15 protein-coding genes and 1 pseudogene are annotated in these 23,152 nt (G+C 72.2%); 14 read left to right on the plus strand and 2 right to left on the minus strand.

Translation table 11 applies throughout. The annotated features are described in order from the left end of the window. Positions 1 to 150: 150 nt before the first annotated feature. Entirely contained in the window at positions 151 to 645 is a 495-nt protein-coding gene (gene rplQ / locus ACP4J3_RS07660; protein ID WP_426531724.1) for a 50S ribosomal protein L17, read from the plus strand. Positions 646 to 786: 141 nt separating this feature from the next. Beyond that, the gene (truA, locus tag ACP4J3_RS07665) at positions 787 to 1,647 is read left to right on the plus strand and encodes a tRNA pseudouridine(38-40) synthase TruA (protein ID WP_426531726.1); all 861 of its coding nucleotides are present in this window, start codon (positions 787 to 789) and stop codon (positions 1,645 to 1,647) included. A 3-nt stretch (positions 1,648 to 1,650) separates the two neighbouring features. Here truA and ACP4J3_RS07670 read toward each other — a convergent pair whose 3' ends face one another. Beyond that, complete coding sequence (locus tag ACP4J3_RS07670; protein WP_426531728.1) at positions 1,651 to 2,547, minus strand: hypothetical protein; 897 nt, start codon at positions 2,545 to 2,547, stop codon at positions 1,651 to 1,653. An 83-nt stretch (positions 2,548 to 2,630) separates the two neighbouring features. Between ACP4J3_RS07670 and ACP4J3_RS07675 the strand changes: the two genes are divergently transcribed. From ACP4J3_RS07675 to ACP4J3_RS07695, 5 genes are all read left to right on the plus strand, one after another. Next, the gene (locus ACP4J3_RS07675; RefSeq protein WP_426531730.1) at positions 2,631 to 3,839 is read left to right on the plus strand and encodes a CapA family protein; all 1,209 of its coding nucleotides are present in this window, start codon (positions 2,631 to 2,633) and stop codon (positions 3,837 to 3,839) included. Between the two features lie 192 nt (positions 3,840 to 4,031). Continuing rightward, complete coding sequence (locus ACP4J3_RS07680; protein ID WP_426531923.1) at positions 4,032 to 6,287, plus strand: HAMP domain-containing protein; 2,256 nt, start codon at positions 4,032 to 4,034, stop codon at positions 6,285 to 6,287. A 6-nt stretch (positions 6,288 to 6,293) separates the two neighbouring features. Next, positions 6,294 to 7,841: a poly-gamma-glutamate synthase PgsB gene (pgsB, locus tag ACP4J3_RS07685; RefSeq protein ID WP_426531732.1), complete on the plus strand. Its 1,548-nt coding sequence runs from the start codon at positions 6,294 to 6,296 to the stop codon at positions 7,839 to 7,841. A gap of 63 nt (positions 7,842 to 7,904) precedes the next feature. Further along, positions 7,905 to 8,387, plus strand: a complete 483-nt coding sequence (locus ACP4J3_RS07690; protein WP_426531734.1) for a poly-gamma-glutamate biosynthesis protein PgsC/CapC — start codon at positions 7,905 to 7,907, stop codon at positions 8,385 to 8,387. Between the two features lie 17 nt (positions 8,388 to 8,404). Further along, positions 8,405 to 9,481 (plus strand): NlpC/P60 family protein, encoded by a 1,077-nt coding sequence (locus ACP4J3_RS07695; RefSeq protein ID WP_426531736.1) that lies wholly within the window; start codon positions 8,405 to 8,407, stop codon positions 9,479 to 9,481. A gap of 75 nt (positions 9,482 to 9,556) precedes the next feature. On the opposite strand, the gene ACP4J3_RS07700 is transcribed toward ACP4J3_RS07695, so the two are convergent. Continuing rightward, a complete protein-coding gene (locus ACP4J3_RS07700) occupies positions 9,557 to 10,441 on the minus strand; it encodes a hypothetical protein (RefSeq protein WP_426531738.1) in 885 nt (294 codons plus the stop codon). Between the two features lie 471 nt (positions 10,442 to 10,912). On the opposite strand from ACP4J3_RS07700, the gene rplM reads away from it, so the two are divergent. From rplM to ACP4J3_RS07735, 7 genes and pseudogenes are all read left to right on the plus strand, one after another. After that, positions 10,913 to 11,356: a 50S ribosomal protein L13 gene (rplM, locus tag ACP4J3_RS07705; protein WP_003998796.1), complete on the plus strand. Its 444-nt coding sequence runs from the start codon at positions 10,913 to 10,915 to the stop codon at positions 11,354 to 11,356. Positions 11,357 to 11,398: 42 nt separating this feature from the next. Continuing rightward, entirely contained in the window at positions 11,399 to 11,911 is a 513-nt protein-coding gene (rpsI, locus tag ACP4J3_RS07710; RefSeq protein WP_111005365.1) for a 30S ribosomal protein S9, read from the plus strand. A gap of 188 nt (positions 11,912 to 12,099) precedes the next feature. Then, positions 12,100 to 13,458 carry a phosphoglucosamine mutase gene (gene glmM / locus ACP4J3_RS07715; RefSeq protein ID WP_426531740.1) on the plus strand — a complete coding sequence of 453 codons (1,359 nt, stop codon included), beginning with the start codon at positions 12,100 to 12,102 and terminating at the stop codon, positions 13,456 to 13,458. A gap of 222 nt (positions 13,459 to 13,680) precedes the next feature. Beyond that, the gene (locus tag ACP4J3_RS07720) at positions 13,681 to 15,207 is read left to right on the plus strand and encodes an acyl-CoA carboxylase subunit beta (protein WP_426531742.1); all 1,527 of its coding nucleotides are present in this window, start codon (positions 13,681 to 13,683) and stop codon (positions 15,205 to 15,207) included. A gap of 391 nt (positions 15,208 to 15,598) precedes the next feature. Continuing rightward, positions 15,599 to 17,383, plus strand: a pseudogene (locus tag ACP4J3_RS07725) (fatty acyl-AMP ligase); the annotation flags it as partial. Positions 17,384 to 17,946: 563 nt separating this feature from the next. Beyond that, a complete protein-coding gene (locus ACP4J3_RS07730; protein ID WP_426531744.1) occupies positions 17,947 to 22,047 on the plus strand; it encodes a beta-ketoacyl synthase N-terminal-like domain-containing protein in 4,101 nt (1,366 codons plus the stop codon). A gap of 22 nt (positions 22,048 to 22,069) precedes the next feature. Continuing rightward, positions 22,070 to 23,032 carry an alpha/beta hydrolase gene (locus ACP4J3_RS07735; protein WP_426531746.1) on the plus strand — a complete coding sequence of 321 codons (963 nt, stop codon included), beginning with the start codon at positions 22,070 to 22,072 and terminating at the stop codon, positions 23,030 to 23,032. Positions 23,033 to 23,152: the final 120 nt, after the last annotated feature.

Raw genomic sequence — 23,152 nt, forward strand, 5'->3', positions numbered from 1 at the left:
CGGGTTCGATTTGGCTGCGGGCCCGCTGTGACTGGTCGCGCAGTTCCCCGCGCCCCTTTGGGGCGCGGGGTCTCCGACGAGCAAACCCGCTCGCTCGGATACTGACCCCGGTACCTGACACGGCCGGGGCAGACACACAGGAGAAGAACCATGCCGAAGCCCACCAAGGGTGCCCGTCTGGGCGGCAGCGCCGCGCACGAGAAGCTGCTCCTCGCGAACCTCGCGAAGAACCTCTTCGAGCACGGCCGTATCACCACCACCGAGGCGAAGGCCCGCCGTCTGCGGCCGTACGCCGAGCGTCTGATCACCAAGGCGAAGAAGGGCGACCTTCACAACCGCCGTCAGGTGCTCCAGGTCATCACGGACAAGGGCATCGTCCACACGCTCTTCACCGAGATCGGCCCGCGGTACGAGAACCGTCCGGGTGGTTACACCCGTATCACCAAGATCGGTAACCGCCGTGGCGACAACGCGCCCATGGCCGTCATCGAGCTGGTCGAGGCGCTGACGGTTGCGCAGGAGGCCACGGGCGAGGCCGAGGCCGCGACGAAGCGCGCCGCCAAGGACGCCGAGGTTGCCGCTGAGGCCAAGGTCGATGTGACCAAGGCCGATGAGGCTGCGGCCGAGGAGTCGAAGGACGCCTAAGCGTTCTGCCGGGGATTGTTTGATCGCGGCTGCGGCTTCGTCGTGGCTGGTCGCGCAGTTCCCCGCGCCCCTTTGGGGCGATTGCGGGCCCGTTCCTTTTGAGGAGCGGGCCCGCATTTGTGTGGGTGAGAGGATCTCTGTGTGAGTGATGAAGTAGCGGCCGGGCATGTTCGTATCCGGCTCGATCTGTCCTACGACGGTGCCGAGTTCCACGGCTGGGCCAAGCAGGCCGGTGGTAAGCGGACCGTGCAGGGGGAGGTCGAGGATGCGTTGCGGACCGTGACGCGGTCGGGTGGGACGACGTATGAGCTGACCGTGGCGGGGCGGACCGATGCCGGGGTGCATGCTCGGGGGCAGGTCGCGCATGTCGATCTGCCGGAGTCCGTGTGGCGCGAGCACCATGAGAAGTTGCTCAAGCGGCTCGCCGGGCGGCTGCCCAAGGACGTGCGGGTGTGGGCCCTGCGGGAGGCGCCCGGTGGGTTCAACGCGCGGTTCTCGGCGGTGTGGCGGCGGTACGCCTATCGCGTCACCGACAATCCGGGCGGGGTCGATCCGCTGCTGCGCGGTCATGTGCTGTGGCACGACTGGCCCCTTGACGTCGACGCCATGAACGAGGCCGCGCGGCGGCTGCTCGGGGAGCACGACTTCGCCGCCTACTGCAAGAAGCGGGAGGGGGCCACGACGATCCGTACGCTGCAGGAGCTGAGTCTCGAGCGGGGGGACGACGGGATCGTTACCGCGACCGTCCGTGCCGATGCCTTCTGCCACAACATGGTGCGCTCGCTCATCGGGGCGCTGTTGTTCGTGGGGGACGGGCACCGGCCCGTGGACTGGCCGGGCAAGGTGCTCGCCGCCGGCGTCAGGGACTCCGCCGTGCATGTCGTACGGCCGCACGGGCTGACGCTCGAAGAGGTCGGGTATCCCGCCGACGAGTTGCTCGCGGCGCGGAACAAGGAGGCGCGGAACAAGCGGTCGTTGCCGGGGAGTGCCGGGTGTTGTTGAGGGTCAGTCGGTCGACCAGGTCGTGAGGAGTTCGCCCAGGGCGTCTGCCGTCTCGTCCGCGTCACGGCCGTCGGCGCGGGCATCGGCGGCCAGTTCCACGTGCAGGAACGTGGCGTGCCGACTCTCCGCCGACTTGCCCTGGACGTTCGTGGTGCCCTCCAGCGGGCAGCGTGCCTGCCAGCCCCGGCAGACCCGCAGTCCGTCGGCCTCCAAGCGGTCGGCCAGCGCCGTCGCCTCGCCGGACGTGCTCTGGGCCGAGCCGCCGGAGACGATGGCCTCGTACGGGCGGTCGGATCCCTCGGTGAAGCCGTGCAGTTGGAGGCCGGGCACCCCGCGCTTCTGGAGTTCCACGACGATGGTGTGGAAGGCGCTGTCCTCGCGGTGGGCGACGTCCGCGGCGTCCTTGCGGCCGGCGCGGCGGTGGGCGCCGGCGACGACCAGGGAGCCCGAGGGGGTGTTCTCCAGGAGCCGGACGCCAAGTGTCTCGGTGTCGCGGTCGGACACCGGGTGCGGGATCTGGACGTTCCAGCGCACGCCGGAGTCCGCGGTCAGATAGAGGCGGCCCCAGCGGGCGGCCTCGCCGTTCTTCCTGACGGCGGCGATCTCGTCGTAGCGGCGGCCGGAGTCGGTGTCGGTGAGGCGGGTGACGCCGAGGCCGAGAGGGGCCAGGGTTTCCTCGGCCTCCGCCGCGTCGCCGTCCAGGAGAGCCCCTACGCCGCGCGCCAGTTGCTCGCGCTCGTCGTCGCCGGGCGGTGTGTAGGGGTCGTCAGGGGCGAAGTCGGCCGTGTACGTGAGGATCCGGCTGCGGAGGTCGACGAGTTCCCGGGCCTGCGGAATTGTGTGTTCCGTTTCATCGGGCGATGGCGTATTGCAACCGGCCAACGCCAGAATCAAAACCATTTGAGCAAGAACGCGAGCGGACTGTGACCATCTTGTGATGGCATAGGCCGTGTGTGTTGTGGGGCGCGTGTGAGTATGTCGCGGTGACATTTCGTAAGTCTCTCCGTATAGGTCGCTCGCTGGCGGTTCTGGGGGCTCTGGCCGGGTTGCTCGCCGCCTGCACCTCCGCCGAGGCGTCCGGGGTGAAGGTGAAGCCGGGCGGGCGCTCGTTCACCGTCGCCGCCGCGGGTGATGTGCTCATCCACCCCGAGCTGGTCGAACAGGCGGCCAAGGACGCCAAGAAGACCGGTAAGGGGGAGGCCGGACTGGACTTCGGACCGCTCATGGCCGGCGTCAAGCCGGTCGTCAGCAAGGCCGATCTGGCCATCTGTCACATGGAGACGCCGGTCGGCACGCCCAAGGGCCCGTTCGAGGGTTACCCGGACTTCCTCGTCCCACCGCAGATCCTCACGACCCTCAAGGATGTCGGATACGACACCTGCTCCACGGCCTCCAATCACACCTTCGACCACGGCCTCAAGGCCGTGAAGCGCACCCTGGACGCGATGGACAAGGTGGGTCTCGGACACACCGGGTCCGCGCGTACGCCTGACGAAGCAGAACAGATCAACGTTCGGGACGTCAACGGCGTCAAGGTCGCCCACCTGTCCTTCTCCTGGGAGTCCTTCGGCCACCCGACGCCCGAGAAGGAGAAGTGGGCGTTCAACAAGACCGGCACGGACGCGATCAAGGGTGCGGAGGCGCGGGCCCGTAAGAAGGGCGCCGAGGTGGTGATCCTGTCGATCCACTGGGGCAACGAGCACTACAACGAGCCGACTCTTCCGCAGTTGCGGCTGGCCGAGTGGCTCAGCGAGAAGACCGGGATCGACCTGGTGATCGGACACCACTCCCATGTGGTGCAGCCGATCCAGAAGGTCAACGGCACCTGGGTCGCCTACAGCCTCGGCAACCAGGTGGCCCGTCACTCCGTGCCGTCCGGCCTCACCGAGGAAGGCGCGATCGGCTGGTTCGAGTTCCGGGAGACGACCGACGGGGGCTGGGACGTCAGCGCCCGCTACCGGACCACGCTGGTCGACATCCCGCCGGAGGTGGAGCCCGGTGAGGACCTGCCCGAGGGCGTGGTCCAGGACCACCGGGTGGTGGATGTGCAGCAGGTGCTCGACAGCGCCGACGGGCTGTCCGACGAGCGGCTCGCCCGCTACCGGCTCGCCGAGGACCGCACCCGCGGGTTCCTCTACAACCGGGGTGCCCCGGGCGGCGACGGACTGGAGCAACTCTCGTCGGGGACGTGACAAGCGACACAGTCAGCGCGCCGGAGCCCAACCCCGTCGCGCGTTAACAGTCTTCTTAAGTGACGGCGTCTCATGACCGCGTCCGCGGTGGTTCCTGCGAGCGCCCGAGTAGTGAAGAGGCGAAGGAAACCACCGGTGACTTCAACGCAAGGCATGCGGCGCGGGCGGCGCCGCATGCGCAGACGCGCGGACATGCCGCTCCTGGGTGGTATACGACCGCCGATCGCGCTGCTGTGCCTGCTTGTCCTCGGCCTGGCCGGGCTGACCGCCAAGGTGCTCGGTCCCGCCGGTGAGCCGGCCGTGCCCAAGGCGGTACTGAACTCGCAGGAGTACTTCGCGCAGGACGGCGCCATCGCCCTGCGCGCGTCCATCGACGAGCGGGTCACCGACCTGAACCGCATGGCGGACGCACTGAACGCGGGGGAGCCCGCCGATCCGGAGCGCGTGCTGTCCGATCTGAGCCGGACCTACCAGAAGTGGACCGGCACCACCGTGCTGGACCTGGAGAGCGGGAAGATCCTCGCCGCCCGGGGTGAAACGATTCCCCTCGCCTGGCTCGACAAGGACGTCCTGACCGGGGAAAACGCCCTGACGCCCCGTATGGTGCGGCTGGAGACCGGCGACGTACGGCTGATGACCATGGCGGTCCTCGACCGGAAGGACGGGCCGCAGCAACTGCTGATCGCGTCCAACAGCCTGGCCGTGCCCCCCTTGAACCTGGGAATCGACCGCTCCATGGCGGTCGTGGCCCGAAACGGCGAGATCCTCGCCACGGCCGGGTTCGCGCAGGCCGAGGCGCTCACCTCGGACACGGCGCGCGAGGAACTGGACCACCTGCGCAAGCAGATGACCCGGCTCGCCGACCGGGCCGCCAAGGAGAGCGAACAGGACCCCATCAGCGCCAGAGAGCCGGGCTCCCGCGGCTACCCGGGCGTCAGCGGAACCCTGCTCGGCGACACCTACAACGGCCGCATCGCCACCGGCGGATACGCCTCCCTGGCCTCCGCCGACCCCGAGGAGCGCAAGAGCGTCGGCGCGGGTCTCGGGCTGACCGTCGTGGCCCTGCTGCCCGTGGTGCAGGAGAAGGCCGTCGGGCAGGAGCGGGAGCTGTACGGACTGGTGGCGGCCGGTGTCCTGGTGGTCTTCGGACTGCTGGCGGCGGCCCTGCTGTGGATGGCCGTGCAGCGCCCCCTGCTGACGCTCTTCCTGGAGTCCCGCCGGCTGGCCCGCGGCGATCTGACCCGCCCCGTCGCCGCACCCCGCTGGGGCGAGGCCGCCCGCGTCGGCGCCGCCCTGGAGAAGCTGCGCGCGCAGCTCTCCGGCGGCGGAGCCGAGCCCCGCGCCAAGGACGGCAAGGGCCGCCGGGGCCGGCTCGGACTGCGGGTGCCGCTGGCGCTGACCGCCGTGCTGCTGTTGCTGTGGTGCGTGCCGGTCGGTCTGCTGCTCAACCGCACGGACGCCTCGGTGAGCGTGCCCAGCACCATGGTCAACGACCAGCGCGACCGCACCGACCTCGTCGCCGACCGGGTCCGCCGGGCCCTCAACGAGGCCCAGGCCGACCTCGCCTCCATCTCCCGGCTGATCGACGCGGACGACCCCGACGCCACCACGGACGTGCTCGACGGCGCCCTGCGCAAGCACTCGCGGTACGGCTCCCTGTACGTCGTCGGCGAGGGCGGCGATGTCCTCGCCCGCGCCGGGGCGGAGCCGAACGCCGCCTGGAGCGGGGACGAGAAGAACGACTCGCTCATCCGGGTGGCCGGAGAGGGCGGCAAGAAGCCGGTCGTCCAGGCCGGGGCCGCCGTACCGGACAAGAAGGGCATGACCCTGGTCGGCGAGGTGCGGGTGGAGTTCCTGAACTCGCTGCTGAACCGGCCCGGGCTCGGCGAGGTCCGGGTGGTCGATGCCAGGGCCAGGACGATCGCCGCCAGCGACGGCTTCCTCGCCTTCGAGGAACTGCCGCGCGAATCGCTCACCAGCCTGGTGCGGGCGGGCGCCGTCCAGGCCGGTGCGGGCCCCGTGGAGAACGGGCTGCTGATCCGTGAGGGGCGCTCCGTCACCGTCGCCGCCGCCGCGCCCTTCTCCGGCGGCGGTGTGGCCGCCGACATCGGCTGGACCGTCGTGAGCTGGCAGAACGCCAAGCACTTCGAGATCACCCCGTACGAGCGCGAGGACCGCAGCGTGCTCGCCGGGATGCTCGGGCTCGCGCTGATCGTGGTCTGCCTGGGCTGGATCCACCTGGTCGTGGTCCGGCCGCTGCGCGCGCTGGCGAGCAGCGCCGAGAAGCTGGCCGACGGCGACCTCAAGACCGTGCTGTACCCCCGCTACCACGACGAGGTCGGGGCCGTCGTCCGCAGCCTGGAACTGGTCCGCCAGCAGTTGCAGGCCCGCAGGCAGAACCAGGCGCGCCGGAGTGCCGAGCCCCGGCTCGGCGCCGGAGGAAGGTGACCGGCTGTGCTGTACCTCTACTTCGTGCTGCTGATCGGCGGGGTGAGCCTGCTGATCGCGGGCATCATCGAGCAGCGCAGGCACTACGCCGCCCTGCACACCATCCCTTCCCGGGTGCTGGTCAACGGCATCCGCGGCAAGTCGTCCATCACCCGGCTGTGCGCGGGCGCGCTGCGCGGCGGTGACCTGGTCACCGTGGCCAAGACGACGGGCACCGCGGCCCGCTTCATCCACCCGGACGCCACGGAGGAGCCGGTCTACCGCAAGTTCGGCATCGCCAACGTGGTGGAGCAGATCGGCATCGTCCGCCGGGCCGCCACCTACCGCCCCGACGCCCTGGTCATCGAGTGCATGGCGGTCATGCCGGCCCTGCAGGAGGTCAACCAGAGCAAGCTGATCCGCTCGACGATCGGCGTGCTGTGCAACGTCCGCGAGGACCACCTCGCCGAGATGGGGCCCACCCTGGACGACGTGGCGCGCTCGCTGTGCCGCTCGATGCCTCAGGACGGCATCTGCGTCACCGCCGAGAAGGAGCGCTTCCACATCCTCCAGGAGGAGGCGGACGCCCGGAACTGCCAGTTGATCTACGCCGACCCGGAGACGGTCACCGACGAGGAGCTGCGCGGCTTCAGCTGGTTCACCTTCAAGGAGAACGTCGCCATCGCGCTGGTCGTGGCCGACCTGCTCGGCGTCGAGCGCAAGGTCGCGCTCCAGGGCATGTACGACGCCCCGCCGGACCCCGGTGTGCTGTCCGTGGAGAAGTACGTCACGCCCGAGGGCAAGCGGCTCGCCTTCGCCAACGTGTTCGCGGCCAACGACCCCGAGTCGACGCTGATGAACATCAACCAGCTCCTCGACCTCGGCGCGATCCGCCGCCCCCTGAACGTCGTGATCAACTGCCGCCCCGACCGGGTGGAGCGCAACGGGCAGATGGGCGAGATCATCCCCGACCTGCGGCCGGACAACGTCTTCGTCATCGGCCACCCCTCCAAGAGCGCCATCGACGCCATCCCCGCCGACTGGCGCGACCGCGCCGTGGACCTGGGCGGTGAGCGCCGCTCGGCGGACGAGTTCATGCCGACCCTGCTCGGCCGGATGTCCGACGGCTCCTCCCTGGTCGCCATCGGCAACATCCACGGCCAGGGCGAGGAACTCCTGGAGTACCTCGCCGAGCTGCCCGCGGACGAGAGCGACGCCGACGAGGCCGCCGCCCCGGCCGCCGCCGCGGCGCACCAGCCGCAGCGCCTGGACCCGTACGCCTCGTACCCCACGGCCTACGAGGAGCGGTACCAGGCCTCGCAGACCCAGGAGATCCCGGTGATCACCATCCCGGCCGCCCAGGCACCGGGCGCCTATGCCGGTGCGTACGGCCAGGGCCAGTACCACGGCGAGACCCAGAGCTACGGCCACGGCGAGCAGCCGGCGGTCTCGGAGTGGTTCCGTGACCCGCGCCAGCCCTCGCACGATCCCGGCCGGCAGCAGCCGTACGGCTACGGCGCCGCACCGGAGCCGCAGCCGTACGACGACGGAGGGGGACACCCGCCGCGCGCCTGACCCGGCCCGCCGGCCACCGCCCGTCCCGCACCCGCACCCGTACCCCTTCGTCCGGAGACCCCGTTGACCACCGCCGCCCTGACCCCCGAGATGGCCGCCCTGGGCATCGCCATAGGCCTGTTCTTCTCGCTGCTGTGCTATCTGACGACCAACCTGTCGCCCGGCGGCATGATCACGCCCGGCTGGCTCGCCCTCACCCTCATCGAGGACCTGCAGCGCGCGGCCATGGTGGTGGGCGTCACCGCCCTCACCTACGGCGGCACCAAGATCATGCAGCGGCTGGTGATCCTCTACGGCAAGCGGCTGTTCGCCGCGGTGGTGCTGCTGGGCGTGCTGCTGCAGGCCACGGTGATGATCGTGCTCTCGATCGAGTTCCCGCTGTTGTACGGCAACCAGACGCTCGGCTTCATCGTGCCGGGCCTGATCGCCTACCAGATGGTGCGCCAGCCCAAGGGGGCCACGCTGCTGGCCACCGGCACCGTCTCCCTCATGGCCTACATCGTCGTCGCCGCCGGGCTGCTGCTCGGCATCATGCCGACCGTCTGAGAACCCAGGAGCAATCGATGGCAGGGAAGAAGAAGTCGCGGCCCGTCGTCACGGGCCTGGTGCTGCTGGCGCTCGTCGGTGCCTCCGGCTACCTCACGCTGGAGCTGCGCAAGCAGGAGGAGCAGGGCGTCACCGAGGTGCGCAACGTCGGCGTCCTGGAGGGCGGCCGCAGCTCCGGCGCCTCGGCGGACACCGGCAAGGAGACCTGGTCCCGGCTGGAGAACCCGGCGCGGTCCGTGCTGCGCGGGTCCGACGGCCAGATCAGGGCCGTGTTCACGGACGGCGCCCGCACCGCGACGCTGACCGGCCCGGCCCGCACCTTCCAGGAGCCGACCTCGACCGCGTCCAAGGTCAGCACCACGGACTGGGTGCGGCTGATGCCGGAGCCCTGGAAGAAGGGCGCGGAGCAGCAGAAGTGGTTCAAGGACTGGTACGCCGAGTACAAGGACAGCAAGGAGGACGACATCTTCGCGTTCGCCTTCCAGTACGTGGCGGGCGCGCCGGAGAAGAAGGACGAGCAGGGCACCGTCTACGCCGGTGACGCGAACTTCGGTCCGCTGAACACGAGCGGGGCCGAGGGCGGCGACCTGCGCCTGGAGCAGTCCGACTTCTACGACTACCTCGGGGTGCAGTACCCCTTCCGGGACGGCGTCATCGGGCAGCCCGAGAGCATGCGGGCCCGCTCCATCGACTGCTCGGGCTTCATCCGCATGGTGCTGGGCTACCGGGCCCGCCACCCCCTGATGTCCTCGGACACCTCGGGCGACGGGCTGCCCCGCACCGCCAACGGCATGGCCCGCTCCAAGGTGGGCGTCGACATCCTGCCGCTCACCGGCATCACGGCGAAGGACCGGCCGTCCGCCATCGACCAGCTCCAGCCGGGCGACCTCACCTTCTTCAAGCTCGACACCCGCACCGGAGAGCGGCTCGACCACGTCGGCATGGTCCTCGGCCATGACACCGAGGGGCACCTGATCTTCGTGTCGAGCCGCGAGGAGGTCAACGGGCCCACCATCGGCGACGTCGGCGGCGTGTCCCGGCTCGACGGCAACGGCTACTACGCGAAGACGCTGCGCAGCGCGAAGCGCCTGTAGGCGCGGGGCGCGGGCGGGCACGCGAGCGGCGGTCGACTTCTCGTCGACCGCCGCTTCTCGTCCGGTTGCCGGCCGCTACTCGTTGGCCGCAGCCGACGCCTGGGCCTCGCCCCGCCTGCGGATCTGGCGGAACGTGAACTCGGCCAGGTCGTCGCCGGTCCGGTAGACCTTGGTGTCCTTCTCCGTCACGTCCCGGCCGCTGGTGAAGCCGGAGATGGTGAAGTAGGCGTAGCGGCCGTAGGAGTTGGCGGTCGACAGGCAGATGGACGAGGTGCAGAAGTCCTTGATGCCCTTGCCGGACAGCGACCTGATGATGTCCTTCTGGGTGTTGACCCGGCCCTTGACCTTGGTGGCCTGCGCGGCGTTGTCGAAGACCGCCACGCCGACCGTCACCGCGATGCCGTCCTTGACGTACGACACGCGCATGAAGCGGGTGCAGTCGCTGTCGGTGAGGATCTTCGGGAGGCCGCCCCTGGTGACCGCGGAGCAGCTCTTGGTGTCGTCCGTCGCACCCTTCTTGTACACCGTGTCGCCCATGGTGAGCTGGGTGCCCGGGAAGAGGATCTGCGCGCCGAGCGGGGCGGTGTCCTTGTTCTTGCTGGACACGAAGTCCTTCGGGTCCAGCGGCGGCGGGGCGCTCGTGGGCGCGAAGGACGGGGCCGCGGCGGACTCGCCCGGCAGGGTCGCGGTTCCGGGCAGGTCCGAAGCCGGCTTGTTCGAGGCGGTGTTGCTGTCGTTCGCGGACACCACGGCCACGGCGACGGCGGCACCGATGGCGACGGTGGCGAGCGCACCGCCGCCGATGAACAGCATGCGGCGCCGCTTGTTGCGGGTCTCGGAGGCCTCGGCGAGCGCGGCCCAGTCCGGGGTCTGATCGGCGCCGTCGTTCCACGGCTGCTGGGAATGCGGTTTCCAGGGATCCCACTGGGACTGGGGTCCCCCCTGCTGCCCGTAGCTCATGGGGCGCATCTTAGACGGCCCTGGGGTGTGCCGGACCGCCCCAAGAGGCGCATGGGCACCTGGCGTTCACGTGGTGAGCGAGAGCAAAAGCGACATCTCCGGGTGGTTGGTACGACGTGCCGGGGGGCGGGTGTGGCCGGCCGGGGGTTCGCCGTATGACGTCTCACACTTCCTCCATCCGCTCCTCCATCCGCCGAGCACGGTTACGCTGTGTGATCCGGCCGTGGCGGTGGCGGCAGCCCTCGGGGTCCGGGGCACCCGTTTTGACCCGGCCGTGGCGCCGCAGGTATCCTGCATGTTCGTTGTGTATTGGCTTGCTCATTCTCACGGGACGGGCCCTTACACCGGTCCACCGGGCCGATGACCAGCGACCCCACTACGCGGTATGCGTCGCCGCCGTGCGGTCCAGGCTGTCGTGATCGTTTCGGTGACCTGTTCAGGACCATTCACTCGAAGCGAAGGCTACGAACCGTGCGTACGTACAGCCCCAAGCCCGGCGATGTGACGCGCCAGTGGCACGTCATCGACGCTCAGGACGTCGTCCTGGGTCGTCTCGCCACCACTGCTGCGACGCTCCTCCGGGGCAAGCACAAGCCGATCTACGCGCCGCACGTCGACGCTGGTGACTTCGTCATCATCATCAACGCCGACAAGGTGCACCTCTCCGGCAACAAGCGGACCCAGAAGATGGCGTACCGCCACTCCGGCTACCCGGGTGGTCTGCGCTCCGTCCGTTACGACGAGCTCCTCGACAAGAACCCTGAGAAGGCGATCGAGAAGGCCGTCAAGGGCATGCTCCCCAAGAACTCCCTGGGCCGTCAGATGCTCTCGAAGCTGAAGGTCTACAAGGGTGACCAGCACCCGCACGGCGCGCAGCAGCCGCAGCCGTACGAGATCACCCAGGTCGCGCAGTAAGTCCGGCCACCCCCTAAGACTGAAGAGAATCTGAGGAGAATCGTGGCCGAGACCACTGCCGAGCAGCCGCTCGAAGAGCTTGACATCGACAGCTACACCACCGAGTCCGAGGTTCCGGTGGAGGGTGAGTACACCTCCGAGTCCCTCGCCTCGCGCTTCGGTGAGCCCCAGCCCGCCGCCGGCCTGGGCCGCCGCAAGAACGCCATCGCGCGCGTTCGCATCGTGCCGGGTTCCGGCAAGTGGAAGATCAACGGGCGGACGCTCGAGGACTACTTCCCGAACAAGGTGCACCAGCAGGAGGTCAACGAGCCGTTCAAGGTTCTTGAGCTCGAGGGCCGCTACGACGTCGTCGCCCGTATCGCCGGTGGCGGTGTCTCCGGCCAGGCCGGTGCGCTGCGTCTCGGTGTCGCCCGTGCGCTGAACGAGGCCGACGTCGACAACAACCGCGGCCCGCTGAAGAAGGCCGGCTTCCTGCGCCGCGACGACCGTGCGGTCGAGCGCAAGAAGGCCGGTCTGAAGAAGGCCCGCAAGGCCCCGCAGTACAGCAAGCGCTAAGCGCAGGCTGCCTCTGCTCGTACTTCAGGTACGCGGTACTCCGAACGCCCCGACGGCACGCCACAGTGCCGTCGGGGCGTTCGTCTTATCCCTGGGCTCGGGCGTATAACGGCACAAGACGTTGAGACGGTCAGGCGTTCAACGTCTTGTGTGATCCGATGCCTATTGAAGTTTCCTCAGGAGGACAAGTGGGACGACTCTTCGGCACGGACGGCGTGCGTGGTGTCGCCAACGCGGATCTGACGGCCGAGATGGCGCTCGGTCTGTCCGTGGCGGCGGCACATGTACTGGCCGAGGCGGGCACCTTCGAGGGCCACCGGCCGACTGCGGTGGTCGGACGGGACCCGCGCGCGTCCGGGGAGTTCCTGGAGGCCGCCGTGGTGGCCGGTCTGGCGAGCGCGGGTGTCGACGTGCTGCGGGTCGGTGTGCTGCCGACGCCGGCCGTCGCCCACCTCACCGGCTCGCTCGGCGCCGACCTCGGCGTCATGCTCTCCGCCAGCCACAACGCCATGCCCGACAACGGCATCAAGTTCTTCGCCCGCGGCGGCCACAAGCTCGCCGACGAGCTGGAGGACCGGATCGAGTCGGTGTACGAGGCCCACCGGCACGGTGAGCCCTGGGAGCGGCCGACGGGCTCGGGGGTCGGGCGCGTGCGGTCCTACGACGAGGGCTTCGACGAGTACGTCGGCCATCTTCTCGGCGTGCTGCCCAACCGGCTGGACGGGCTGAAGATCGTCCTCGACGAGGCGCACGGCGCGGCGGCGGGAGTGTCGCCGGAGGCGTTCCGGCGGGCCGGGGCCGAGATCGTCACCATCGGTGCCGAGCCGGACGGGCTCAACATCAACGACGGCTGCGGGTCCACGCACCTCGACAAGCTCAAGGCCGCGGTCCTCGAGCACCGCGCCGACTTCGGCGTCGCGCACGACGGGGACGCCGACCGGTGCCTGGCCGTGGACCACACCGGCGAGGAGGTGGACGGCGACCAGATCCTCGCCGTCCTCGCGCTGGCGATGCGGGAGCGGTCCGAGCTGCGGGCCGAGACCGTCGTGGCGACCGTGATGTCCAATCTCGGGTTCAAGCTGGCGCTGGAGCGCGAGGGCCTGAAGCTGGTGCAGACCGCCGTCGGTGACCGGTATGTGCTGGAGGAGATGAAGGAGCACGGCTACGCCCTCGGCGGGGAGCAGTCCGGGCACGTCATCATCCTCGATCACGCCACGACCGGTGACGGCACGCTGACCGGGCTGCTGCTGGCGGCGCGGGTCGCTGAGACCGGACGGACGCTTCGGGAGCTGGCGTCGGTCATGGAGCGGCTGCCGCAGGTGCTGGTCAATGTGCCGGACGTGGACAGGTCGCGGGTCGCGAGCTCGGCCGAGCTCGCCGCCGCCGTCACCGAGGCGGAGCGGGAGCTGGGGGAGACCGGCCGGGTGCTGCTTCGGCCCTCCGGTACCGAGCCGCTGGTGCGGGTCATGGTCGAGGCCGCGGACATCGATCAGGCCCGGTCGGTGGCGGGGCGGTTGGCCGACTCGGTGAAGTCCGCGCTCGGGTAGGTCCCGGGAGGACCCTTTCGGGCGAGGTCCCGGGAAAGCCCCCGAGGGGCCCTTTGGGCGTTTGGGCGTTGTGGTTCCGGTCTCTTGTCACAGCCGGATGAAACGGTCTTGCCGAGGACTCAAATCCCCCACACGCCACCCTGATTCGCCCAGCCGCCCGCGCTCGCGCTGCCATATTCGACAACCACTTCGGAGGTGGTTGTGACGAATGAGGTTGCGCACGTGGCCGGAGGCACCGCCGGACGCATCGCCGATCTGGGCCGCCGCGAGGAGCGGGCGGTGCGGGGCGGCGGGGCGCGCAGGCGGGGGGAGTTCGGGGCCCGGGAGCGGATCGAGCGGCTGGTGGACAAGGGGTCCTTCAGCGAGACCGGGCTGTTCGTGCGGGCACGGCCGACCGGCGACGGCGGCCGGCGCCCCTACGGCGACGGCGTCGTCACCGGGTACGGCACCGTCGACGGGCGCCGGGTGTGCGTGTTCGCCCAGGACTCCTCCGTGTTCGGCGGGAGCATGGGCGAGGCGTTCGGCGAGAAGACCGTCGCCCTGATGGACCTCGCCCTGAAGACCGGCTGCCCGGTCGTCGGGCTCAACGACTCCGGCGGCGCCCGCATCCAGGAGGGCGTCGCCTCGCTCGCCCTCTACGCCGAGCTGGTGCGCCGCAATGTGCAGGCGTCCGGGGTGATCCCGCAGATCTCCGTGGTACTGGGGCCGTGCGCGGGCGGTGCCGCCTACTCGCCCGCGATCACCGACTTCACGGTGATGGTCGACGGAGCCTCGCACATGTTCGTCACCGGCCCCGACGTCATCGAGGCCGTCACCGGCGAGCGGGCCACCGCCGAGGAACTGGGCGGCGCCCGCACCAGCAACGCCGTCAACGGCAACGCGCACTTCCTCGCCGCCGACGAGCAGGACGCCCTGGACGTCGTACGCGATCTGCTGTCGTATCTGCCCGCCAACAACCTGGAGCGGCCCCCCGAGTACGCGCCGGGTCCCACCCCGGACGGGGTCCGGCTCGACTCCGTCGTCCCGGACCGGACCGGGCAGGCCTACGACATGCGGGAGATCCTGCGGGCGGTCGTCGACGACGGTGAACTGCTGGAGGTGCAGGAGCTGTTCGCGCCGAACATCGTCTGCGCCCTGGCCCGCGTCGAGGGCCACTCGGTCGGCGTCGTCGCCAACCAGCCGCTGCACGCCGCCGGCGTCCTCGACATCGACGCCTCCGAGAAGGCGGCACGCTTCGTACGGTTCTGCGACGCGTTCGGGATCCCGCTGCTGACCTTCGCCGATGTGCCGGGCTATCTGTCCGGCGTACGGCAGGAGCGGGGCGGGATCATCCGGCGCGGGGCCAAACTGCTGTACGCGTACGCCGAGGCGACCGTCCCCAAGGTCACGGTGGTGGTACGCAAGGCGTACGGCGGCGGATACGCCGTGATGGGCTCCAAGCACCTGGGGGCCGACATCAACCTCGCCTGGCCCACCGCCCGTATCGCGGTGATGGGCGCCGAGGGCGCGGTGGGCGTCCTGCACCGGCGTGAACTGGCCGCCGCCGACGACCCCGAGGCGCTGCGGGCCCGGTTGGTCGCCGCGTACGAAGAGACCCACGGCACGCCCTACCTCGCCGCCGAGCGCGGCTACGTCGACGGCGTCATCGCGCCGCGCGACACACGTGACCACATCTGCCGGGCGCTGCGGGCCCTGCGCGGCAAACGCGCGCCGCTGCCGCAGCGCCGGCACGGCAACATCCCGCTCTGACCGGAGGGAGGGAAGCCCCGGGGGCGTGTCCAACACCTCAAGACGGGCTCGCCGGGCCCTGGCACAGGCTCGCCGCGGCCCGGTGAGCGCCGTGAGCATGGTGAGCATGGTGATTGCCAATGAGCACGATGAGCACGGGTGAGCGTCGTGAGCACGGTGAGCACGGCGCGATCGCATGGCTTCGGAAGACCGCCCGTCCACCCCGCGGGCCGGGCAGGACACGACCCGCTCGCCGACCCGCATTCCCGCAAGCCCCGCCCCTTCGGCCGCACCGCCCGCACGAACCCCGCATCCGACTCGCCCGACCGCCCGCACAGTCCCCCACGCATCTGACCCGCCGGGACCGGCAGTTGCTCGTCCAGCCGATTCCGGACGTGAGGAGCCACGCCAGATGGACAGCCGTCGCCCCCCGCTCGCACCCGCCTGCCGGACTCTGCCGCAGTACGTGCGGCACTGGGCCGAAGTCGCCCCGGAACGCCGGGCGTTCACCTTCGTCGATCACCCCGCGCCGCACTCGCGCGGCGTCCACCGCACGCTGACCTGGCGGCGCCTGGACCTGCGGGTGCGCGCGCTGGCCGCCCGGCTCGCCGAGGTGGCGGAGCCGGGGGCGCGGGTCGCGCTGCCGTGTCCGCAGGGGGTGGAGTACGTCACCGGGTTCCTCGGGGTGCTGGCCGCCGGGATGGTGGCCGTACCGCTGTATCCGCCGGGCCTGCCGGGGCATGCGGACCGGCTCGCGGGCGTGGTGGCCGACGCGTGCCCGGCCGCCGTCGTGACCACGAGCCCTGCCCGGCAGGAGGTGCGGGACTTCTCGGCTGGGACGGTGGGTGACGGCCGCACGCCGGTCGTCTGTGTCGACGAGGTGGCCGACGACGACGCCCGGGGGTGGCGGCCGCTCGACCTGGCCGACGCCGGGGCCACCGCGTATCTCCAGTACACCTCCGGTTCGACCCGCGCCCCGGCCGGTGTGGAGGTCACCCACGCCAACGTCGTCGCCAACGCCCGCCAGGCGCTGACCGCGTACGGCGCCGACGTCCATCCCGTGACGTGCGTGGGCTGGCTGCCGCTCTACCACGACATGGGGCTGGTGCTCAGCGTGGCCGCGCCCGTGGTGCGCGGGCTGCTGTCGGTGCTGATGGATCCGGCCGCGTTTGTGCACGAGCCCGTGCGCTGGCTGCGGCTGCTCGCCGCGCATCCGCGTGCCGTGAGCGCCGCGCCCAACTTCGCGTACGACTACTGCGCGTCCGCCGTCACCGAGGCCCAGAAGGCGGATCTCCGGCTCGACGGGGTCACCGCGCTGATCAACGGCAGCGAGCCGGTGCGCCCCGGCACCGCCGACCGCTTCCACGCCGCCTTCGCCGGCCAGGGGCTCGCGCCGACGACGCACTGCCCCTCGTACGGGCTCGCCGAGGCCACCGTCTTCGTCAGTGCCGCCCGGCCCGGTGCGCCGCTCGGCCGTTTCGCGCTGGACCGCGACGCCCTCGCCGCCGGGAAGGCGCTGCCCGCGCGGCCCGATGACCCCAGGGCCGTGCTGCTGGCCGGCTGCGGGACCCCTGCGGGGCAGCGCGTCCGCATCGCCGACCCTGCCGGTCGGGCCGTCCTGGGGGAGGGGGAGATCGGCGAGATATGGGTGCAGGGTCCCAACGTCGGGCGCGGCTACTGGAACCGGGCGCAGGAGAGCGAGCGGGTCTTCGGGGCCCGGCTCGCGGACGCCGGGGACGCGCCGGACGGCCGGTGGCTGCGCACGGGTGACCTGGGGGCGGTGCTGGACGGGCAACTGCTCGTCACCGGCCGGCTGAAGGACCTCGTTATCGTCGACGGCCGCAATCACTACCCGCAGGACCTGGAGGCCACGGCTCAGGAGGCACACCCGGCCGTACGACGGGACCGGCTGGCCGCGTTCGCCGTGCCCGGTGCCGCGGGGGAGGGGGAGCGGGTCGTGATCGTCGCCGAGCACGTGCGCACCGCGACCCTGGCCGCCCTGGACGTACCGGCCGTGACCCAGGCCGTACGCGCCGCCGTCTCCGCCCGGCACGGCCTACGGCTGGACGACGTCGTACTCGTACCGCCGGGGGCCGTCGCCCGCACCTCCAGCGGCAAGGTGTCGCGTGCGTTGACGCGGGGGCGGTATCTGGAGGGGGCGTATACGGGGACGGCCGAGGCGGCGGCGGGCGGCGCGGCGGTGGCCGGCGGGGTGGCGGGTGATGCGTCGCCGGTCGGGTCGGTGGCCGGCAGCAGGTCGGCGGCTGATGCGGGAGAGGGCGGCGCGGCGGGAGGTGGCGCGGCACGGGATGGCGCGACGGGGCGGGGCAGGGCGCCCGTGGGTGCGGGGCGCGCGTCGCGGGATGGTGCGGTGGCGCGGGGCCCGGCTTCGGTCGGCGCGACAGCGGGCGACACGCCCTCTACCGACACGCCCTCTACCGACACGCCCTCTACCGACACGCCCTCTACCGACACGCTCCCTACCGACCCGCGTCCCACTCACCTACCTGCCACCGACCCGACCGCGCGGCGGACGCCACCAACCGGCTCGGCGGCGCGGCATACGCCGTCTATCGATCCGGCGGCGCGGCACGCACCGTCCACCGATCCGACCGCGCGGCATACACCGTCCACCGACCCGACCACGCGTCGGACGCCACCAACCGGCCAGGCGGCGCGGCGCACCCCGCCCACCGACCCGACCCCGCGGCACACCCCACCACCCTCCACAGCCGCCGACCACACCGCGGAGGCCGCAGGATGAGGGGCGTTGACGCGGACGTGCTGCGGCGGGTGATCGCCGAGCGGGTGGCCTCGTGGGACGGTTCGGTGCCCGAGGACGTTCCGATGGACCGGCAGCTCGCCGAGCTCGGGATGTCGTCGCGGGACGCGGTCGCGCTGGCCGGGGAGCTGTCCCGGGTCACGGGGTGCGAGCTGCCGCCGACGCTGCTGTGGGAGGCGCCGACCGGGGAGGCGCTGGTGGCGCGGCTGTGCGGTACGGCCCCCGGGCCCGCGCCGCTCGTCATGGCGCCCGGCGCGCCCGGCGAGCCCGTCGCGGTCATCGGCGTGGGCTGCCGGCTGCCCGGCGGGGTGCACGGGCCGGGCGACTACTGGCGGCTGCTGTGCGAGGGCGGGGATGCCATTCGGCGTGTTCCGGAGGACCGGTGGCGCGACTTCACCGCCTTTCCGCCCGCCGACGCGCATCCGTACGGCGGCTATCTCGACGACATCGCCGGGTTCGACGCGGACTTCTTCCGCATCACGCCGCGCGAGGCCGCCGTGATGGACCCCCAGCAGCGGATCCTGCTGGAGGTCGTCCACGAGGCGCTCGATCACGCCGCCGTCCCGGCCGCCTCCCTCGCGGGGACCCCCACCGGCGTCTTCGTCGGCGTCTCCGCCCCGGAGTACGGCCAGCTCACCGGCGCCGACCCGGCCGCCGTCGACCCCTGGGCGCCGGCCGGCGCCGCCCTCAGCGTCACCGCGGGCCGGCTGGCGTACGTCCTGGACACGCGCGGGCCCTGCCTGGCCGTGGACACGGCCTGTTCCTCCTCGCTGGTCGCCGTGCACCACGCCTGCGTCAGCCTGCGCGCCGGCGAGAGCGAGACGGCGATCGCCGCCGGGGTGAATCTGCTGCTGTCGCCGGCCGTCACCGTCGCCTTCGAGCGGGCGGGCGTCCTCGCACCGGACGGGCGCTGCAAGCCGTTCTCGGCCGCCGCCGACGGCATCGGGCGCGGCGAGGGCTGCGCGGCCGTCGTTCTGAAGCGGCTGTCGCACGCCGAGCGGGACGGCGACCGGGTGCTGGCGGTGATCCGTACGACGGCCGTCAACTCCGACGGGCGGTCGAACGGGCTGATGGCCCCCAACCCCGCCGCCCAGCGGGCGTTACTGGAGACCGCGTACGCGCGGGCCGGCCTCACCCCCGCCCAGGTCGACTTCGTCGAGGCGCACGGCACCGGCACCCCGCTCGGCGACCCGATCGAGGCGGGCGCCCTCACCGCGGTGCTCGGCGACGGCCGCGACCTCGACCAGCCGCTGCTGCTCGGCTCCGTCAAGGGCAACCTGGGTCACCTGGAGTCGGCCGCGGGCATCGCCGGACTGGTCAAGACGGTGCTCGCCCTCCACCACGACGTCATCCCGCCCTCCCTGCACTGTACGGACGGCAGCGTGCTCGGCGACGACCGGCTGCGAGTGGTGACCGAGCCCGAGCCGTGGCCCCGCTACGGCGGCACGGCCACCGCCGGGGTCTCCGGGTTCGGCTTCGGCGGCACCAACGCCCATGCCGTACTGGAGGAATGGCGGCCCGTCGGCCCGCCGCCGGTGCCGGTCGACGAGCCCGCCGTGCGGCTTCACCTGCTCTCCGACGTCGACGCCGAGCGGGTGCGCGACACCGCCGCCCGGATCGCCGACTGGCCGGACACCAGCGCCGCGTACCCGGCCGACATCGCCCGCACCCTCGCCGGACGCGCCGGCAGGGGGCCCGTGCGCGCCGCCGTGGCCGCCCGTGACCGGGCCGAACTCGCCGAGGCGCTCCGTGCGTTGGCGGCGGGGCGGCCGGACGGGCGGGTCGTCACCGGTCACCGTGACCTCGTCGGGCGGGGCGGCACGGTGTGGGTCTTCTCCGGCTACGGCTGCCAGTGGCCCGGCATGGGGCGGCGGCTGCTGGAGGAGGAGCCTGCGTTCGCCGCCGCCGTGGAGAAGCTCGACCCGCAGCTCGCCGCGGAGTGCGGCGGCCTGTCCCTGTACGACCACCTGACGTCCGGCACCGGCCTGGACCGCTTGGAGACCGCACAGCCCCTGCTGTTCGGGGTTCAGTTGGCGCTCGCGGAACTGTGGCGTTCGTACGGCGTCGAGCCCGCGGCCGTGATCGGGCACTCCATGGGCGAGGTGGCCGCCGCCGTGTGCGCGGGCGCCCTCGACGTGTCGGACGGCGCGCGCGTCATCGCCGTACGCGCCCGGCTGCTGAGCGGGCTGCGGGGCGGGGCGATGGCCGTCGTCGACCTCGACGACGGCGAACTCGGGCGTCTGGAAGGGGACTTCCCGGGGGTGCACGTCGCGGTGCACTCCTCTCCCCGGCAGAAGGTCGTCACCGGGGAGGAGGCGGCCGTGGGGCGGCTGGTGCGGCGGCTGGAGGAGGAGGGCCGGGCGGCTCGCTCCATGCGGGTCGTCGGCGCCGGGCACTCCCCGCAGGTCGACGCGCTGCTGCCGGAGCTGGCCGACGGGCTGGCCGGTGTGACGGGGCGCCGGCCGCGGCTGCCCGTGTTCTCCACCGTCCTCGACGACCCGCGCGGCGCGAGCGCCTTCGACGCCGCCCACTGGGTTGCCAACCTGCGGCGGCCGGTTCGCCTGGACCGGGCCGTCGCGGCGGCCGCGGCCGACGGTCACACGGCCTTCGTGGAGATCTCCCCGCACCCTGTCCTCACGGGTGCCGTCACCGACTCCGCTCCCGACTCCCTCGCCCTGGCCACGCTGCGCCGCGACGCCGACGGATCGGCCGCGTTCGCCGCACAGCTGGGCGCGCTGTACGCGGCCGGGCAACGGCTGCCGCTGCCGCCCGGCCGGGTCGTCGACGTACCCGGGCCGCGCTGGCGTCATGGGCGGTACTGGTGGACGGACGGGCGGACGAGGGCGGGGATTGCGTCGGCGGCGGGGTTGACGGGGGGCCGGGCCGACGGTCTCGCTGGCGGGGGCCCATCTGGGGGCACCGCCGCCGGCACGGCTGAGGGCACCGCTAGTGGCAGGGCTGGGGGCACCGCCGCTGGCATGACTGAGGGCACCGCCGCTGACATCGCGCACCCGGCGGACGACCCCTCCCCGGTCCTGGCCCGCCTCAGCCACCACATCGCCGCCGTCAGCGGCCACCCGCCGGCCCGCGTCACGCCGGACACCGCCCTCGCCGACCTCGGCCTCGACTCGCTGATGGCCGTCCGCGTCCGTACGGCCGTGGAGCGCGAGTTCCGCATCGAGCTGCCCCTGCGCGACCTGCTCGGCGCCGCCACCGTCGCCGAGGCCGCCGCCCGCGTCGAGCGGGCCCTTCCCCAGTCGGCCGGTGGTGTGTGGCCGCGTCCCCTGCGCGCCACCGGCTCCCGTCCTCCCCTGTTCCTCGTGCACGCGGCCGGGGGACCGACCACCGTGTACCGCCCGCTCACCGAGCGACTCGGCGCCGACCAGCCGGTGTTCGGGCTCGACCGGGTCGAGCAGGCCGGCACGGTGGTGGACAAGGCACGGCGGTACGTCGAGGCCATCGCCGCCGCACACCCCGACGGGCCCGTCCTGCTGGGCGGCTGGTCCTTCGGCGGCTTCGTCGCCCAGGAGGCCGCCCGGCGGCTCGCCGAGGCGGGGCGGGACGTACGGCTGCTGGTGCTCATCGACTCCGTACGCCCGCTCGTCGCTCCCGGCCCGGCGCCGGCGGACCGTGTCCGGGCGCACTTCGAGGGCTTCGCTGCCCACGTGGCCGACGCCTACGGGGTCCGGCTGGAGCTGCCGTACGACGACCTCGTGGCCATGGACGACGAAGAGCACCGTATCGACGCCGTGCTGAAGGCGCTCAGCGCGGCCGCCGAGGTGCCGGCCGCCGCGTTGGAGCACCAGCGCGCCTCCTACCTGGACCTGAGGACCGGCGAGGCGCACCGCCCCGGCCGGTACGACGGCCGCGTGGTCCTCTACCGGGCGACCGACCCCGCCCCGCACACCGTGCGCGACCCCGCCTACGAGCGGGACGACGAGGCGCTGGGCTGGGACGAGGTGTGCCCGGAGCTGGAGGTCGTCCGGGTGGCCGGACACCATCTGGCGCTGCTCGACCCGCCGTACGTCGACGAGATCGCCGCCCACCTAGGGCCCGTCCTGAGTTCCCCGTCCCCCTGATCCGGAACCCCGAGGAGCCGCCATGCCCCGCCGCACCACCGGAGTCGACAGAGCCACCGGAGTATCCCGGCGCACCGCCGTCAAGGCCACGGCCGCCGCCGGTCTTGCCGTCCTGTTCGGCGCCGCCACCGGCACGACCCGCGCCCGGGCGGCCACCCGGCTGGGCCCGCGCACCCTGGACCTCGCCGTGCCCTCGGCCGCCCTGGGCCGCAGTGCGCCGGTGCGGCTGATCCTGCCGTCCGGCTTCGACGCGGCCGCCGGGCGGACGTACCCCGTGCTGTATCTGCTGCACGGCGCCCACGACGACTACACGTCCTGGACCCGGGAGACGGACATCGAGTCCTTCACCGAGGGCCGGGACTTGATCGTGGCGATGCCGGACGCGGGACCCACGGGCATCCCCAGCGCCTGGCGCGACGGCGTGGACTACGAGAAGTTCCAGGTCGAGGAGGTTCCGGCGCTGCTCGCGCGGGACTACCGGGCCTCCGGCGTACGGGCCGTCGCGGGCGTGTCGACGGGCGGCTACGGGGCGATGGCGCACGCGGCCCGGCACCCGGGCGCCTTCACCGCCGCCGCCTCCTACAGCGGTGTCCTGGACACCACCGCGCCCGGCGTGCCGACCATCGTGGACGCGATCGTCGCCCGCGAGGGCCTGTCCCCGGTCTCGCTGTGGGGCAACCCGCTCCTCAACCTGCTCACCTGGCAGGACTTCAACCCGCGCGCCCGCGCCGCCGGACTGCGCGGCACGGCCCTGTACGTCTCGCAGGGCAGCGGACTGGTCGGCGGCATCGGCGACTGGCTGCCCGAGGCGCTGGAGAGCGCCCTGTGGCCCTCGGCCCGCGGCTTCGCCGCCGCGCTCGCGCGCAAGGGCATCCCGGCCACCACTCATTTCTACCCGGGAGGGGGACACGACTGGGCGTACTGGAAGGGGGAGTTCGCCGCGTCGTGGCCGATCCTCGCCGGTGCTCTGGGCGTGCCGGAGTGATGTCCGCACCGTGGGGGCACGGAACGGAGCGGCGGGGACGTCCGTCCAACCCAGGACGTCCCACTCGTCCCACGGGCACCAGCGCGCGGGCGAGTCGCTTCCGGGCGAAAGGAGTGTCCC

It is taken from the genome of Streptomyces sp. UG1 (assembly GCF_049974585.1).
Lineage (GTDB): Bacteria > Actinomycetota > Actinomycetes > Streptomycetales > Streptomycetaceae > Streptomyces.

Coding starts and splice junctions, on each gene's coding strand:
- rplQ (WP_426531724.1), top strand. CDS start 151: ATGCCGAAGCCCACCAAGGGTGCCCGTCTGGGCGGCAGCGCCGCGCAC.
- ACP4J3_RS07670 (WP_426531728.1), bottom strand. CDS start 2,547: ATGGTTTTGATTCTGGCGTTGGCCGGTTGCAATACGCCATCGCCCGAT.
- ACP4J3_RS07680 (WP_426531923.1), top strand. CDS start 4,032: ATGCCGCTCCTGGGTGGTATACGACCGCCGATCGCGCTGCTGTGCCTG.
- ACP4J3_RS07695 (WP_426531736.1), top strand. CDS start 8,405: ATGGCAGGGAAGAAGAAGTCGCGGCCCGTCGTCACGGGCCTGGTGCTG.
- ACP4J3_RS07700 (WP_426531738.1), bottom strand. CDS start 10,441: ATGAGCTACGGGCAGCAGGGGGGACCCCAGTCCCAGTGGGATCCCTGG.
- ACP4J3_RS07730 (WP_426531744.1), top strand. CDS start 17,947: ATGAGGGGCGTTGACGCGGACGTGCTGCGGCGGGTGATCGCCGAGCGG.
- ACP4J3_RS07735 (WP_426531746.1), top strand. CDS start 22,070: ATGCCCCGCCGCACCACCGGAGTCGACAGAGCCACCGGAGTATCCCGG.